The organism is Streptomyces sp. NPDC050423 (genome assembly GCF_040655445.1).
Lineage (GTDB): Bacteria > Actinomycetota > Actinomycetes > Streptomycetales > Streptomycetaceae > Streptomyces.
Map to the genome: position 1 here is coordinate 61,454 of NZ_JBFAJY010000027.1, position 15,068 is coordinate 76,521.

General features: G+C 69.7%; 11 protein-coding genes and 1 pseudogene. 8 read left to right on the forward strand and 4 right to left on the reverse strand.

Features of this window, described 5'->3' with window-relative positions; translation table 11 throughout:
- Nucleotides 1–235: 235 nt before the first annotated feature.
- Both AB0I52_RS20670 and AB0I52_RS20675 read left to right on the forward strand, forming a co-directional pair.
- The gene (locus AB0I52_RS20670) at nt 236–1,576 is read left to right on the forward strand and encodes a transcriptional regulator (protein ID WP_363074548.1); all 1,341 of its coding nucleotides are present in this window, start codon (nt 236–238) and stop codon (nt 1,574–1,576) included.
- 51 nt (nt 1,577–1,627) lie between these two features.
- Nucleotides 1,628–2,158 carry an NUDIX domain-containing protein gene (locus AB0I52_RS20675; RefSeq protein WP_363074550.1) on the forward strand — a complete coding sequence of 177 codons (531 nt, stop codon included), beginning with the start codon at nt 1,628–1,630 and terminating at the stop codon, nt 2,156–2,158.
- Nucleotides 2,159–2,219: 61 nt separating this feature from the next.
- Here AB0I52_RS20675 and AB0I52_RS20680 read toward each other — a convergent pair.
- The 4 genes and pseudogenes from AB0I52_RS20680 to AB0I52_RS20695 all read right to left on the reverse strand — a co-directional run.
- Nucleotides 2,220–2,549: pseudogene (locus AB0I52_RS20680) on the reverse strand (isochorismatase family protein); the annotation flags it as partial.
- Nucleotides 2,550–2,603: 54 nt separating this feature from the next.
- Nucleotides 2,604–3,452, reverse strand: a complete 849-nt coding sequence (locus AB0I52_RS20685; RefSeq protein WP_363074551.1) for a hypothetical protein — start codon at nt 3,450–3,452, stop codon at nt 2,604–2,606.
- Nucleotides 3,449–4,972 (reverse strand): sulfatase-like hydrolase/transferase, encoded by a 1,524-nt coding sequence (locus AB0I52_RS20690; protein WP_363074553.1) that lies wholly within the window; start codon nt 4,970–4,972, stop codon nt 3,449–3,451. Before AB0I52_RS20690 ends, AB0I52_RS20685 begins: the two co-directional genes overlap by 4 nt.
- Nucleotides 4,969–5,622 (reverse strand): pyridoxal 5'-phosphate synthase, encoded by a 654-nt coding sequence (locus AB0I52_RS20695; protein WP_363074555.1) that lies wholly within the window; start codon nt 5,620–5,622, stop codon nt 4,969–4,971. The genes AB0I52_RS20690 and AB0I52_RS20695 overlap by 4 nt, the downstream gene beginning before the upstream one ends.
- A 461-nt stretch (nt 5,623–6,083) precedes the next feature.
- Between AB0I52_RS20695 and AB0I52_RS20700 the strand changes: the two genes are divergently transcribed.
- The 6 genes from AB0I52_RS20700 to AB0I52_RS20725 all read left to right on the forward strand — a co-directional run bounded on the left by AB0I52_RS20700 (nt 6,084) and on the right by AB0I52_RS20725 (nt 14,845).
- Nucleotides 6,084–7,706, forward strand: coding sequence for an isocitrate lyase/phosphoenolpyruvate mutase family protein (locus AB0I52_RS20700; protein ID WP_363074557.1), 1,623 nt, complete (start codon nt 6,084–6,086; stop codon nt 7,704–7,706).
- Nucleotides 7,703–8,833, forward strand: a complete 1,131-nt coding sequence (gene aepY / locus AB0I52_RS20705; RefSeq protein ID WP_363074559.1) for a phosphonopyruvate decarboxylase — start codon at nt 7,703–7,705, stop codon at nt 8,831–8,833. Before AB0I52_RS20700 ends, aepY begins: the two co-directional genes overlap by 4 nt.
- Nucleotides 8,830–9,984, forward strand: a complete 1,155-nt coding sequence (locus AB0I52_RS20710; protein ID WP_363074561.1) for an aminotransferase class V-fold PLP-dependent enzyme — start codon at nt 8,830–8,832, stop codon at nt 9,982–9,984. Before aepY ends, AB0I52_RS20710 begins: the two co-directional genes overlap by 4 nt.
- Nucleotides 9,981–11,660: an Sden_1168 family B12-binding radical SAM P-methyltransferase gene (locus AB0I52_RS20715; protein ID WP_363074563.1), complete on the forward strand. Its 1,680-nt coding sequence runs from the start codon at nt 9,981–9,983 to the stop codon at nt 11,658–11,660. Before AB0I52_RS20710 ends, AB0I52_RS20715 begins: the two co-directional genes overlap by 4 nt.
- Nucleotides 11,661–11,834: 174 nt before the next feature.
- Nucleotides 11,835–14,030 (forward strand): FAD/NAD(P)-binding protein, encoded by a 2,196-nt coding sequence (locus AB0I52_RS20720; RefSeq protein ID WP_363074626.1) that lies wholly within the window; start codon nt 11,835–11,837, stop codon nt 14,028–14,030.
- Nucleotides 14,027–14,845, forward strand: a complete 819-nt coding sequence (locus AB0I52_RS20725) for an Sden_1164 family protein (protein ID WP_363074565.1) — start codon at nt 14,027–14,029, stop codon at nt 14,843–14,845. Before AB0I52_RS20720 ends, AB0I52_RS20725 begins: the two co-directional genes overlap by 4 nt.
- The last annotated feature ends 223 nt before the right edge of the window (nt 14,846–15,068 follow it).

Here is a 15,068-nt window from a genome sequence, read left to right on the forward strand (position 1 = left end):
GAGCGTCGGGCAGGTCGGCAGAGCGGACGGCGCGGGTGCGGGTCGTCGTGCTGTACGAGGGGGAGCAGACGACCCGGCCGCCTCTTGCGAGGGACCCAGTCAAGCGAGTCACCGACCGGTGCGACAGCGTGCGCAGCGGGACGGTTCGGGCATTCCGTTCACACCCCGTGTGAATCGTGCTCCACTGGGGCGACACGTCCTGGCGTGCCGACCCACCGGAGGGGCAATGGGGGCAATGGAGCCCAACACTCTGCTAGAGGCTCTGATCGACGAGGCGGGTGTCTCCCGGGCCGGGCTCGCCGCGCACGTCAACCAGGCCGGCCGCGGCCGGGGGCTGTGCCTGCGGTACGAACACACCGCCGTCGCCCGCTGGGTGAAGGGCCAGCGCCCGCGCGGCCAGGTGCCCGACCTGATCTGCGAAGTGCTCGGCAACCGCCTGCGCAGGGCCGTCTCGCTCGACGACATCGGCATGGCGGGACACGGCGGCCGGCCGCCCGCGCAGGGCTGCTCGCTCACCGGATTCGTGGAACGGGCCACCGCGTTGTGGCGCTCCGACGAACAGCAGCGCCCGCACGTCGTCGCCGCCCCGGCCGTCACCGGGACCACCGCGGTGATGCCCGTGTGGGAGTGGGAGAACCCGCCGGAGGACGCGGATGTGTCCCGCGCCGGCCCGACCCGGGTCAGCATGGCCGACATAGCGACACTGCGCGCCGCCCGCGCCCACTACGAACTGATGTACCGCAAGGCGGGCGGTATCGCGACGCGTTCGCGCATCGTCGGCTTCCTCAACGCGGAGACCGCTCCGCTGCTGCGGGGCGGCTACAGCGACGCGTTGGGGCGTCAACTGCACCGTGCGACGGGCGGGCTGGTGGCCGTGGCGGGCATCTGCGCCTACGACTCCGACGCGCACGGGCTCGCCCAGCGCTACTTCCACCAGGCGCTGCGCCTGGCCAAGGCGAGCGGGGACCGGGGGCTGGGCGGCTATGTGATCGCGCTGCTGGTCAACCAGTCGCTGTTCCTGGCCGACTACCGGCAGTCCGTCGCGTTCGCCGAGGCGGCGCTGCGGGCCGCCGGACGCGACATCACGCCCGCGCTCGCGGCGGATCTGCACGCGATGCAGGCCAAGGCGTATGCCCATCTCGGCGACGGGAGCAGCGCACTGAAGTCGATCCGGCGCGCCGAGTCCGAGGCCGAGCGCATCCGGCCGGGCCAGGAGCCGGACGAGACGGGGTACGTCCAGCCGGGCCTGGTCAACGTCCAGGTGGCGGAGGCGCTGCTCGGCCTCGGGGACCTCCCGTCGGCCAGGGAGCATGCGGCGGCCGCGGTGCGCACGCCCGCGCACGACCGGGGCCGGGTCCACCGGCTGGCCATGCTGACCACGATCGAGCTGCGGCAGGGCGAGGCCGACCGGGCGGCGGTCACGGCCGCCGAGATGGCGGAGCGGGCCAGGGGCATGGAGTCGCAACGGCTGCGCGACCGTATGCGGTCGGTGCGCGAGCACCTGGTCGCGAGCGGCAGCACCGAAGCGGAACGGGCCGCGGAGCTCATCGACGGATCGCTGCGCGTACCGCTGTGAGCGCAGGTCTGCTGCGATATGGCCACCTACTAGTCAGAAGGTGGCAGAACTGTGCAGTGGACGAACCTGAACGAACAAACTGTGTACGAGAATCGCTGGTTCCGGGTCAATCTGGCGGATGTGGTCCTTCCCGACGGTGACCACCTCGACCACTACGTCATCCGGCTCCGCCCCGTCGCCGCCGCCACCGTCGTCAACGAGGCGAACGAGGTCCTGCTGCTCTGGCGGCACCGGTTCATCACCGACAGCTGGGGCTGGGAACTCGCCGCGGGCGTGGTCGAGGACGGTGAGGGCATCGCCGAGGCGGCCGCCCGGGAGATGGAGGAGGAGACCGGCTGGCGCCCCGGAGAGCTGCGCCCGCTGCTGACCGTGGAACCGTCGAACGGGCTCACCGACGCCCGGCACCACTTCTACTGGGGCGAGCGGGCCGACTGGACCGGTGACCCCTGCGACGCCTTCGAGTCCTCGCGCCGCGAGTGGATACCGCTCAAGCTGGTGCCCGACATGATCGCCCGCGGTGAGGTGCCGGCCGCGGGCATGGCGGCCGGGCTCATGATGCTGCACCACTTACGGCTGGGCTGAACCGGCCCGTACGGGTGCGAGGGGCCGGCCGGCCCCTCGCACCCGTGGGCGAGCGGTGTCAGGCTCCGACGACAACAAGTCGCCCGACTCCGGGGCCCGCCAGCGCGGTCCCGAGGGTGGTGTCCTCGAAGGAGTCGCCGTAGCTCTTCTCGACGAGCGTCTCGGCGTCGCCCGGAGTCAGCTCAGGAACGATCCGCCAGCCGTCGCTGTCCTTCGCGAGCCCCTCGTCCGAGTGCTGGACCCGGACAACGGGGACTCGTTCCCGCCGTGCCTTCGCGACAAGGCTGCCGATGTTCGCGACGACCGAGTCGCGCTCGTAGGCCCCTTCGACGACGTCGTTCTGCACGTCGATGACGAGGAGTGCGGTGTCCGGCCGGTTCTCGAGTGTGGTCGTGGTCTCCCGTTGGTCACGCTGGACTCGTCCACCGAAGACGGCGCGGCGTCGTCAAGCGGGCACCGTGTCCACCAGCTGCCCGGTCGTCGGCTCGCTGTCGGCGATCCGGGTGTGCCGGAGCTCTGCGGGCCAGTTGGACACCGGGCGGAGCAGGTGCCGCAGATCGGGCTGATCCGGGTCACCGCGCAGGATCAGGCACTCGGCACCGCGCCGGGCGCAGTCGAGGACGGCGTCGAGCTTGCCGGCCATCGCCCCGGTGGTGTCCCAGTCGGGCGCCACCCGCAGGGCCTCGCGAGCGGGCCCGGTCGCGCGTGGATCGATCCACGGGATGGTCCGCCCGTCGTCGAGCACACCGTCCACGTCGGTGAGCATGGCGACCCGGACCGGGCCCGCCGACAGCCCGAGCAGCGCGGACGGCACGTGGTCGCTGCCGACTACGCGCAAGGAGCCGTCAGGGTGGGGAAGGCAGTCGCCGGTGAGTACGGGCAGTGCTCCGGTGGCCAGGAGGCGTTGGAGGCTGCCGACGCCGACGACCGCGCCGCCCTCCTCCAGTACGGCAGCGGCGGCCAGTTGGACGGGGAATGCCAGTGCGCCGGCCCGGTGGAGGGCTGTGGTCCAGATCCAGCGCAACTCGGCGTTGGCACCGGTGAGCGGGAGGGCTGCCCATGGATCCTCCGGATCCAGGTGACGCACCGCTCCATGGCCGTAGGACCCGCCACCCGAGACCAGCACCATTCGGCCGGGCGCCGCCGCGGCCAGGTCCGCGACCTGCCGGGCGTAACCAGCGACGGCGTCGTGGTCGATGTCGTGGTCGCGACTCTTGACGGAGAACAGCCCTCCGCCGATCTTGAGGATCAGGAAAGTCGGCAGGTCCGACGGGTCGACGGTGGTCGGGGTCATGTGACTCTCCTGGGAGGACTCGGGGCGGGGCCATTGCCGGCGGCCGGTGCGCGCGTGGCGACAAGATCTGCACGCGCCTGGTCGCCGTGCCGCATCCGACGGTCCAGCAGGCGGCGGGCGCAGTCGGCCAGCACCTGCCCGTACTGCGGTAGTTCGGCGAGGTTCCGGCTTTCCCCTGGGTCCGTCAACTGGTCGAAAAGCAGGGGGCGTTGTGCCGGGAAGTGCACGTAGGTGAAGCGCGGTCCGCGCAGGACCGCGAGGTTGCACTCCTGTGGGCTGAGGCTCATCATCCGTTCCGGAACGTGGCCCACCGGGTCGCGGAAGTCGAATTCGTGGACGATCTCGGATCGGGGCCATGGCGTGCGCCCCGCCGGGTCGGACAGGAGCGGAAGAAGCGAGTGCCCGCTGCTCCACGGCAGTGCCGGCGCCCGAGCCCAGTCGAGTACGGTCGGCGCGACGTCCACCGATTCTGTGGGAGCGGTCACTGTCGCGGCGGCCCGTCGGTCGGGGGCGGCGACGATCAGCGGCACCCGGTAGGCGGTGTCCCGGAAGCCTCCCGTCCCGAGGCTCCAGTGATCGCCGAGCGTGTCGCCGTGGTCGGCGGTGACCACGACGAGAGTGTCGTGCGCTCGGCCGAGGTTCTCCAGGGCGGCGAGGATCCGTCCGACGTGATGGTCGACCTCGCTCACCAGACCGAAGTAGGTCGCCCGGTGCGCGGCGATGGCCTCCGCGGTCAGGTCTGCGGGCGCGGTGTCCGGTACGTCACGCCCGACCCAGTGGCGCAGGAAGGGATGGCGTCTGCCCTCCTCCGCCGGGCTCGCTGCCCGGAGCGGGGCCGCCATATCGGCCGGGTCGTGCAGCCGATCGTAGGGGAACGGTGCCACCCAGGGCGGGTGCGGGCGCAGGAACGTCGCCAGGATGAGCCAGGGTTGGTCCTGCAGTCCGGTCATGCAGGCAATGGTGCGGTCGGCAACGAAGGCGGTGTCGCTGAGCTCGGCCGGGTAACGGGCGAGGTTGCGGCTGCCCGGTGCGGGGAGCAGCACGTCCATCGGATCGTCGGGCACCAGGTGTCCGTGTGAGGCCAGTTGGTCGAGCCATGAGCGCAGCCCTGCGCGGTTGAGATTGAACCTGGTATGCCAGTTGAATCCCCTGGGGACGGTCTCGGCGTCGCCCGCTGCCCCCTCGGCTACGGTGTCGGTGTAGCCGACGACATGGGAAGCAATGCTGGCCGGGGCAAGTGCGGTCGCCAGGTTCGGCCGCGTGTCGTCGGCGCGGGTGCGGTTGCTCAGCACACCGTGGACCGATTGGTAGACACCGGTGAGCAGGGACGCGCGGGCGGGCCCGCACGGCGCGGTCACGGAGTAGTGCCGCTCGAAGCGCGTACCTCTGGCGGCCAGTGCGTCCAGGTGCGGGGTACGCGCGTGGGGGGCGCCGTAGCAGCCCAACGCGTCGGCGCGGAGCTGGTCCGCGACGATCAGAAGGACGTTGCGGCGCTGTGGCGTTGCGGCCCGGTCCGTCACGGCCAGAGGTACTCGGTCTGCCAGTCGCCCGCTTCGCGCCGATAGTTCACCCGGGTGTGGATGCGGTCCGGGCTGGCTTCCCAGAACTCCAGTTCGTCCGGCCGGATGCCGTAGAGGGTCCAACTCGGCAAGTAGGGCACCTCGTCGGGGTACGACGCGGACAGCCGTGCGTACTCGGCCAGGACCTCGTCCCGGTCTGCCGGCGGGGTGGGCCTGTGCAGGTGCGCGGAGAGCCGCGAGCCGCGACCGCGCTCGGCGAAGTCCCGTCGGCTGTCGGTTCGCCCGGTCGCCTCGGCGTCCCCGACAATGCGCAGTTGGCGGCCCACCGTCGGCCAGTGGAACTGGACGGCGACGCGCGGATTCCGGGCGATCTCCTGGCCCTTGCGGCTGTCCGAGTGGGTGGCGAAGTAGAGCCGCTCGTCGTCGATGTCCTTGCAGAGCAGCACCCGGCTGGACGGCGTCCCGTCGGCGTCGACGGTGCACAGGGTCATGGCGTGGGGCTCAGCCTGCCCGGCCTCGGCTGCCGAGAGGATCCACTCCTCCAGCGCCTGCAGCGGATTGGCCGGCAGGTCCTCGATGGTGAAACCCGACGGCTCCAGGTCCGCGAAGACCTGGAGCGCCCTGAACTGGTTGCGTGTCTTCTCGCTCACGACGGCCACGCTACCGGTCCGAACTGGAACCGCCCCGGTCATATCACGTGTCCAGCAGTGCAGTTGATGCCACAACTGGCTGAATCTCGTCGGTAGGTTTCACCAGTCCGGAGTCCATCATCGCGGACATGTCTGCACATGAAGCCAATCAGGGTTGGGTGTTCGGACGGTAAACTGACATGTCCATGACATGTATGATAGATCGCTGTTCAGGGGTGATCCGCAAAGGCTGCCAAAATGCCTGGTCACGGGCGCGTGGAGGGCGCTTGGATGCTTTTCGGTCAAGTCGTGATCATCGGTCGTACGGCCAGAATCCTGTGCTTAACTGCTGAGAGTGGCACCGGCCGCTAAGGCTCCGGTCCCGCCTCGCCCATGACAATGGCGTCGGGGCAGTCTCAACACCACCCGGGCGCCGGCTCCGGGATTCGTCGACTGACTGAGGTCCCGGGGGTCCTACAGCGATGCGTGCCGAAAACGTCCTTGCCCAGACGCCGGGGCACCGGGTCGGCGGGGCCGCCCAGCTCCGGGCACTGTTCGAACGTCCCGGTCCGGTGAGGATCGTGGGGGCGCACAACGCGCTCGGCGCACGGCTCGCCGAGCGCGCCGGGTTCGACGGCGTCTGGTCGAGCGGTCTGGAGGTGTCCGCCTCGCACGCTCTGCCTGACGCGGACATCCTCACCATGACCGAACTCCTCGAAGTGGCAAGGTCGATGGCCGCCGCTGTGGCCGTCCCGGTGGTTGCCGACTGCGACGCCGGCTACGGCAACGCGAACAATGTGATGCACATGATCCGGCGGTACGAGGCAGCCGGGATCGCTGCGGTCTCGATCGAGGACAAGCGGTTCCCCAAGATGAACAGCTTCATACCCGGCCGCCAGGAGCTGGCGCCGATCACCGAGTTCGCCGGCAAGATCGCCGCAGCCAAGAGCGCCCAAGTGAGACCGGACCTGATGGTGATCGCCCGGGTCGAGGCCCTGGTGGCCGGCTGGGGTCTGGACGAAGCGCTGCGCAGGGCAGAGGCGTACGCCGAGGCCGGCGCGGACGCGGTCCTCATCCACGCGAAGGGTGAATCCGCGGAACCTGTCCTGGAGTTCCTGCGCCAATGGCAGCAGCGACTGCCTGTCGTTGTTGTCCCGACCACCTATCACACCATCACCGCTGAGGAGCTTTCCGCAGCCGGTGCGAAGCTGGTGATCTACGCGAACCACGGCCTGCGGGCCTCGATCACGGCAGTGAGCGAGACATTCGAGGCCATCTTGCGAGACGGCCGCACCAGCGGTATCGAGACACGCATCGCCCCGCTTGCCACCGTCTTCGATCTCCAGGGGATGGCCGCGCTACAGCAGGCGGAGGAGCGCTTCCTCAGCAGGGCAGGCCGTCGCCTGCGAGCCGTTTTGGCCACTGGAAGCGACCTGCCCGGCGGATCCGACGTCGACGGCCGCAGCATCACCGAACTCCAGTGTGGATCTCTCCGGCGCGCCGGCATCGACAACATCACCGTTGTCACTGGCCGCGACGGCGAGGACATCCATCCCGCAGGCGTCACCGTGGTCCACACACCAGGGCTGGAAGCGCCAGCCACTGCGGAGGTGGTTCTGAGCGCCGCGCCGGACTTCCACGGCCATACCCTCGTAGCCGCCCCCGACCTGTTGTTCGATCCGGAGCCGCTGCTCCAACTCGTCGCCGACGGGCGCGACATCGCGGTGTTGATCGACGTCTCCGCCGCGTCCGGTGACCCCGGGGACAGCCGGACATCGGTGACGATGGCAGCAGGGGCCGTGCTGGGTCGGCGGCTCAAGGGGACCCGCAGCAACAGCGTCACCGGATTCGGTACCGGTCCCGGCGACGGCGAGTTCACCGGGATCGCCGCCTTCTCGGACAAGGGCTGGGCGGCCCTGCGCGAGGCCGCCGAGAAGCGGCTCGCCGAGGCCGACGGAGAGCCCGGCCTGGCGGTGCTCCTGTCCGACCTGATCAACGCGGGCTGGACGGTCGACGCCGTCGAGATTGCCTCCGGCTGGGCCGAGCTCAGGAACGAAGAGGACGTGCGGCGGGCCGAGCTGCTGCTCACCGGACAGACGCGGTGAGCACCACGAAGACGCGTGGCTCGCTCGACAGTGCCGCCGTGGCCCGGACCATGCTCGACACCGGGTTCGGCCCGTTCGCGGGTGTTCCCTGTTCCTTCCTCGGACCGCTGATCAGCGTCCTCCAGGCGCACCACCCCGACAGTTACCTCACCGCGGCCAACGAGGGCGAGGCGGTGGCCATCGCGGCGGGCGCCCGCCTGGCGGGCCGACGGCCGGTGGTCATCATGCAGAACTCGGGCCTCGGCAACGCGGTCAACCCCCTCACCTCGCTCTGCCAGACTCTGCGGCTTCCGGTGCTCCTGCTGGTGACCTGGCGCGGCGAACCCGGCCTTCCGGACGAACCCCAGCACCAGCTGATGGGCCGGATCACCCCCGGCCTGCTCTCCGCGATGGAGATCGGCCACGAGATGTTTCCCGCCGATGCGGCGGAGCTGGGGCCGGCACTCGACCGAGCCACCGGGCACATGGACCGCACGGGCAGCCCGTACGCCTTCATCGTGCCCAAAGGAGCCCTCGCGCCGCACCGGGCGGCGGGGCCCGCTCCGGCGTCGGACCCGCGTCTGATGTCGCGGGCCGAGACGATCGGCCTGACCGTCGACTCGGTGGGCCAGGACGCGCTGCTCGTGGCAACCACCGGAAAGACGGCCCGCGAGCTGGAACGGGACCGGGACCGGCCGGGCAATCTGTACGTGGTCGGCTCGATGGGATGCGCCGCCAGTATCGGTCTCGGGGTCGCCCTGAACGCCCCCGACCGCGAGGTCGTCGTGCTGGACGGCGACGGCGCGGCGTTGATGCGCCTGGAGGCGATGGCCACCATCGGCCACCAGGCTCCCGGCAACCTGCTGCACATCGTGCTCGACAACGCCGCGTACGAGTCCACCGGCGGCCAACCCACGGTCTCCGGCGGGCTGGATTTCTGCGCGGTTGCCAAGGCCTGCGGCTACCGCACGACCGCCGACGTGAACCAGGCCGCGCAGCTGCGCGACGCGGTGACCCGCGGCGCCGCGCAGGCGGGCCCGCATCTGATCCGCGTTCGCATCCGACCCGGATCCGACCCGGCACTCGGCCGGCCCGCTCTCACCCCGCCCGAGGTGGCGTCCAGATTTCGGAAGGCGGTTTCGTCATGACATCGCCCACAGGCCCCGCGGCACAGCGCCTGGTACTCATGAACCCCGGCCCGGTACTCGTGGACGAGCGCGTCCGCGCCGCCCTGGGCGGGCCCGACCTGTGCCACCGCGAGAGCGAGTTCGCCGAGCTGATGGGCCGCGTTCGCACCCGGGTCACCCAAGTGTGCGGCGGTACCGAGGAGTTCACCAGCGTCGTTCTGACGGGGTCCGGTACCTCCGCTGTCGAGGCACTGATCGCGTCCGTCCCTCCGGCGGACAGCGGCGTGCTCGCCATCGACAACGGCCACTACGGCCGCCGGATGCACGACATCGCCGTGATCCACAAAATCACGGTCCACCACCTGGAGCTCGGCTGGGGCGTCCCGATCGACCTCGCTTCCGTGGAAGCGGCACTGGCCGCCGACACGTCGCTCGGATTCGTCACGGTGGTGCACCACGAGACCAGCACCGGCATGCTGAACGACATCGCGGCAGTCGCCCGGGTGGCGCACCGGTACGGCCGGAAGGTGATCGTTGACGCGGTCAGCAGCATCGGTGCCGAGCCGCTCGACATCGTCGGCGACGGCCTCGACTGGGTCGCCGGATCAGCCAACAAGAACCTTGAGGGGATGCCCGGCCTGGGTTTCGTCTGCGCACGGCACGACGCCTTCGCCGCACTCGGCCCCGAGCCGCGCCGGACCTACTCGCTGGACCTCCACCGGCACTACACCGCCCAGGAGCACGCCCAGGCACCGGCCTTCACCCCGGGGGTGCCCGCCTTCTACGCTTTCGACGCCGCGCTGGAGCTCATGCTGGCGGAGGGGGTGGCTGCCCGCGGGAAGCGTTACCAGGCGCTCGCCGAGCGGCTCCGGCAGGGCCTGGAGGATCTCGGCCTGCGCCTGCTTCTGCCCCCCGAACACAGATCGCTGGGCCTGACCGCCGTCCGCCTCCCGCAGGGCGTCGGCTACCCGGAACTCCACCGGGCCCTGCGGGCCGAGGGCTTCGTGATCTACGCAGCCCAGGAGCAGTTGGCGCGCGACTTCTTCCGGCTGTCCACGATGGGTCGGATGACCGAGCAGGACATCGAGGGCTTCCTCGCCGCGCTGGGCCGTTTTCTGGGCACCACCGTCGAACGGACCGAGCACGTGACAGCCGATCGGGAGGGCAAGTGACCGAGCCGAACGCCGACCAGGATCTACGGGTCCGTCAGAACAAGCTGGACGACCACCTTCCGCAGGACAGTGCGCTGCGCCTCTACCTGGCGGAGAAGGACGAGACGGCGAGAGTCCGCAAGCCCCGCCCGGACGCCCGGCTGATCGACGTCCGCGAGCCGCTCGGCCGGACTCCCCGCACGCTGCTGGTGCTGCCACCGATGTGCGTGTACGAGGGCGCGGTGAAGCGTGTCGTCCCACCGCTGGGCCTGTGCTACATCGCCGGTGCGCTGGAGCAGGAGGGGATCGACATCTCCATCCTGGACTGCATCGTCGAGGGGATCGACGAGGAGACCCCGGTCGCCGAAGGCGTCTGGAACCTCGGGATGTCCGAGGAACGGTTTCGCGCGTACATCGCCGAGAACGACTTCGAGGTCGTCGGCTTCACCATGATCTACTCCTCCGACCTGCAAAACCTCTACCGGTACGCGCAGATCGTCAAGGAGGTCCGGCCGCAGACGATGGTTATCGCCGGCGGTCTGCACGCCAGCATCTACGCCCGGAGGTTCCTTCAGGACGCGGTTGCGGACGGCACGCCGTTCATCGACTACGTGCTGCGAGGCGAGGGCGAGATCCGGCTCGGCGACTTCCTGCGCAACCTCGCCGACGGGAAGATCGACATCAGCGCCGACGGCCTGGCCGGCTGGCACGAAGGCAAGGTCTTCGCGAACCCGCAGTTCGCGCGCGTCACCGATCTCGACGCGCTGCCCTTCCCCGCGTACCACAAGGTCCCGATGGAGCGGTACTTCGCCCACAACGTGCCGTTCTCTCCGTACCCGCGGGGCAAACGCGTGATGCAGCTCTACACCTCCCGCGGCTGCCCGGTGGGCTGCACGTTCTGCGCCAGCACGAACTTCTCGAAGAAGTACATCGCCCGGTCGGTCGACAGCGTGATCGCTGAAATCCAGCACTACAAGGACGCCTTCGGCGTGGACGAGGTGCAGTTCGCCGACGACAACCTGACCTTCGACCGCAAGCGTGCCACCGAGCTCTTCGAGAGGATGACGGCTCTCCAACTGCCTTGGTGCACCCCCAACGGCATCATGGTGAACACCCTGAGCGCCCCACTGGTCGACCGCATGGTGGCGTCCGGGCTCTACCAGATCACCCTTTCCCTCGACAGTGGCAGCGCCGAGACACTCAAGGAGCAGCACCGCAAGCCCGTGGACCTGACCAAGGTGCCGGACCTGATGGCCTACCTGGATAACCTGGGTGTGCTGATGCACGGCACCCTGGTGGTCGGCATGCCGGGCGAGACCGAGGCGCAGATCGAGGAGGGCTTCGAGTACGTCGAGCAGCTCCCCTTCCACTCCATCAACGTCTTCATCGCGCAGGCGATCCCGGGGTCCGAGCTTTTCGAACGGGCGGTCAGCAACGGGACCATCACCTACGAGGGCGCGTTGCACATCGACACGGCCCGCTCCACGCTGCGGCTCACCAGCATCGAGGCAGCGCGTTTGGAAGAGCTCGTCGAGGACTTCCTGACGCGCTACAACCGCAGCATCTACGAGCGCGACCCGGTGGCCTGGGAGCGCAAGTACCGCGAGCACAAGGAGCGGATGGCACGGATCTGTGTGGGATCGGCCTCCGCCATCACCGCCACCATCATCGACGTGGGCGGCCGGGTACCCGGCTGAGAGCCTGACACCGGACCGGTCGACGGGGGCGGTCCGCTTTCACCGGTGTGCTCCGCCGAGCGGAACACGTCCATCGCAGCAGAGGGGTGACCATTGGCCACGTCTACGCCAGGTCGGGCCGCAGGGGCGGCAGGCGACCCGGGGGACTGCGCAGCTGGGCCGTACCGTCTGGCCCTGGTCGGCGCCGGGCCCAGCGCGACCTACGTCATGGAGCGGCTCTCGGCTGCCGCCGAGACCTCGGCAGACTGCAGGCTGGAGGTTCATGTCTTCGACCGGGGTGGGGAGTTCGGAGCCGGACGGGTGCACAGTTGGTCCCAGCCGACCACCAGTTTCCTGAACCGGATCACGGCTCAGATCGGGTTCGCAGCCGACGAGAGTGTCCCCGACGCGGGCCCGTTGCGGCCACTCAGCGAGCGGCCGACCCTCTACGAGTGGTGCCGGCAGAGGTTCGCTGAGACCGGGCATCCGGACTTCGACCTCCGGCCTGCCGACTGGCCCAAGAGGTACGTCCACGGCCTGGCACTGAGCGACCGTTTCGCGGCCTTCGTCGCCGACCTGCGAAGCCGCCCCGGCGCTGTGGTGGAGCTGCACGCCACCGAGGTAGTGGACGTGGCCGAGCAGGGACAGGCGCTGCGACTCAGGACCGCGGACGGCGGGGAGTACGACTGCGACGAGGTCCTGCTGCTCACCGGCCACTCGCACACGGACCCGACGAGCGGCGGCGCTCCGGCCGAGTTCACCGACTTCGCCCGCCGCACCGGCGCCCACTACATCCCGTACGCCTACCCCCTGGACCAGGCTCTGCCCGAGGCCGTTTCGGGGCCGGACCGGGTGGTGGCCTGCGCCGGCATGGGCCTCACCGCCATCGACGAGATCCTGCACCTCACCGAGGGACGCGGTGGACGCTTCGAGCAAGGGCCCGACGGCACCCTGGCCTACCGGTCGAGCGGCGCCGAGCCGGCCGTCATCGTCGCGTTCGGCCCGACGGGAGTGTTCACCTACGCCCGGCCGTACAACGACAAGGAGCAGGACCTGGCGCGGCTGGAGCACCGGGGTGTCTTTTTGACCGTCGAGGCGCTGGACCGGCTGCGTGAGACGGTCGGCACGCCCGTTCCCCGCGCGGGCGGCACGGTCGGACGCCAGCTCGACTTCGAGCCGGATGTCCTCCCGCTGGTGCTGCTGGAGATGGCGCATCTGCACTACGCAACGCTCTTCGGGCCCGGCACGGCGGCTGTCCTCACCGAGCGGGTGGCGCCCGACTACCGGTCGTTCCTGGACGGCGGACGCAACGACCTGCTGGCCCCGTTGGAGTCCGCGGTCGACGAGCTGACCGCGCTGTTGGAGAAGATCCTCTCCGGTTCCACCACAACCGGTGAGACACAGGCGGATGTTGACTGGCCGCTGGAGGAGGCGCTGGCCCGCTGGGCGCAGGTCGTCTTCGGTCCCGAGGGCCGGCGGCAGGTGCTCGCCACGCTCAGCGACCCCGACGAGCTGCCTTCCGTGTCGGCCGGCCTGCGCTCGCCCTGGCGGCTGGAGGAGAGCGTGCGGGGCAACCGCTTCGACTGGGCGTGGCTCACCGACCCGCTGGGCGCGTCCACGTTTGCCACCCCCGAGGAGTACCGGCGGCGGTTCGAGGAGTTCATGGCGGTGGACCACCTGTGGGCCGCGCAGGGGAATCTCGACAACCCCGCGAAGGCTGCGGCGGACGGTGTCTGGCGCGACCTGCGCCAGGTCCTGGGCCACGCCGTCGACGACGCAGGTCTCACGGCGCGGTCGCACCGGTTGTTCCTGGAGCGCTACATGCGCCACCACAACAAGTTGGCCAACGGCGCCGCCCGCGAGGTGATGGAGAAGATCCTCGCCCTGGTCCGGCACGGTCTGCTGGACATCGGCACCGGCCCGGACGCCAGGGTGACGCCCGACGAGAGCTCCGGACAGTTCCTGGTGTCCGGACCGCGCACGGGCGCCTCGCGGCTGGTGGACACTCTGGTGGACGCCCGGGTCCACGCCTTCGACCCTCGCAGGGACGTCCTGCCGCTCTATCGGAGCCTGCTCGACCGCGGGCTGGTCAGGATCTGGCGCAACACCTCGGCCGACGGCAGCAGCTTCGAGCCCGGCGGGATCGACCTGACGCCGGAGTTCCACCCGGTCCGGGCCGACGGAACGGTGGAGCGGCGGATCACGGCGCTCGGTCCGCCGTCCGAAGGCGCGATGTTCTTCCAACTCGGTGCCCTGCGACCGGACCAGAACCACCATGTGATGCGCGATGTGCTGGTCTGGCTCAAAGGCTTCCGGTCCGGATTCCGCGCACATCACCTCCGCTCGCACCCTCGTCCCCCCGTTTCCCGACCCGAAGGGGTGCTGTCGTGATCGAAAGCGTCGTCGTGCTCGCCGCCGGTGAGAACCGCCGGATGGGGGCCGTGACAGGCCCGAAAGCGCTGCTCCCGCTCCGGCCGGACGACCCGGCCGGGCCGACCTTCCTGAGCCGCAATCTGGAATTCTTCCGGGCCATCGGTACCGAGCGGGTCTTCCTGGTGGTCGGCTCCGCCAACCGGGCGGCCTTCGAGGCCCTTGCGGACGACCTCGTCGAACTGGTCGTGATCGACCCCGGCCAGGAGCGCACGGGATCCAGTGTCAGCATGCTCGCGGGCCTGCAGTCCCTGCTGCGCTGGCGCCCGCACGGCGCCCGGACGCTGGTGACGGACGCGGACGTGGTCTACGAACGCCTGCTGATGGACCACGTCAGGGCACTCGACGGGTCCCAGCTGCTGACCATCGACCGAGTGAACGGCGACGGGGAGGAAGTGCGGGTCTACGGGCGGTCGGTCGACGAACCCGTCCTGATCGGCAAGGGTCTCAACAGCGGTATGACACGCGACCTCGAACTGCTCGGCGAGAGCCTCGGCCTGATCCTGCTGGATGCCGCAGGCACCGTCTCGGCAGCCGACGTGACCCGGTGGATCGTCGGCGAGCCCCCGGCTATCCGCCCCTACGGCTTCGGCGGTCGGCTCTCCGAGCACGAGGAGGTCTGGCAGTACCTCTTCACGCTGGGGCGGCTGCCGGCTGCCCAGCTACCCGGCTCCCTACTCTTCTCCGAATGCGACTTCCCGGCGGATTACCAGCACGTCCAAGATGTCCTCTTCCCGGCAATTCTGGAACGTGACGCCATGGCTTTCACCCGCTGAATCCACACATATTTCCTTCGCATCACCCTGGGTGTCGGCCCGTTATTTTGGCATTCCCGAAAACGGGTTCATCTCCGTATGCGGTCGCACGATGAAAGCTATTGACGCGCTGCAATGTCGGTCTGCAAGAATGATTGACGTCCGCAGATTCAATGGCAGATCATCTCAACTTATCCGCCATTCTGAATCAAGCGGGGAATCCACCTGGGAGGAGGTGAAGAAA

Coding starts and splice junctions, on each gene's coding strand:
- AB0I52_RS20670 (WP_363074548.1), top strand. CDS start 236: ATGGAGCCCAACACTCTGCTAGAGGCTCTGATCGACGAGGCGGGTGTC.
- AB0I52_RS20710 (WP_363074561.1), top strand. CDS start 8,830: ATGACATCGCCCACAGGCCCCGCGGCACAGCGCCTGGTACTCATGAAC.
- AB0I52_RS20685 (WP_363074551.1), bottom strand. CDS start 3,452: ATGACCCCGACCACCGTCGACCCGTCGGACCTGCCGACTTTCCTGATC.
- AB0I52_RS20700 (WP_363074557.1), top strand. CDS start 6,084: ATGCGTGCCGAAAACGTCCTTGCCCAGACGCCGGGGCACCGGGTCGGC.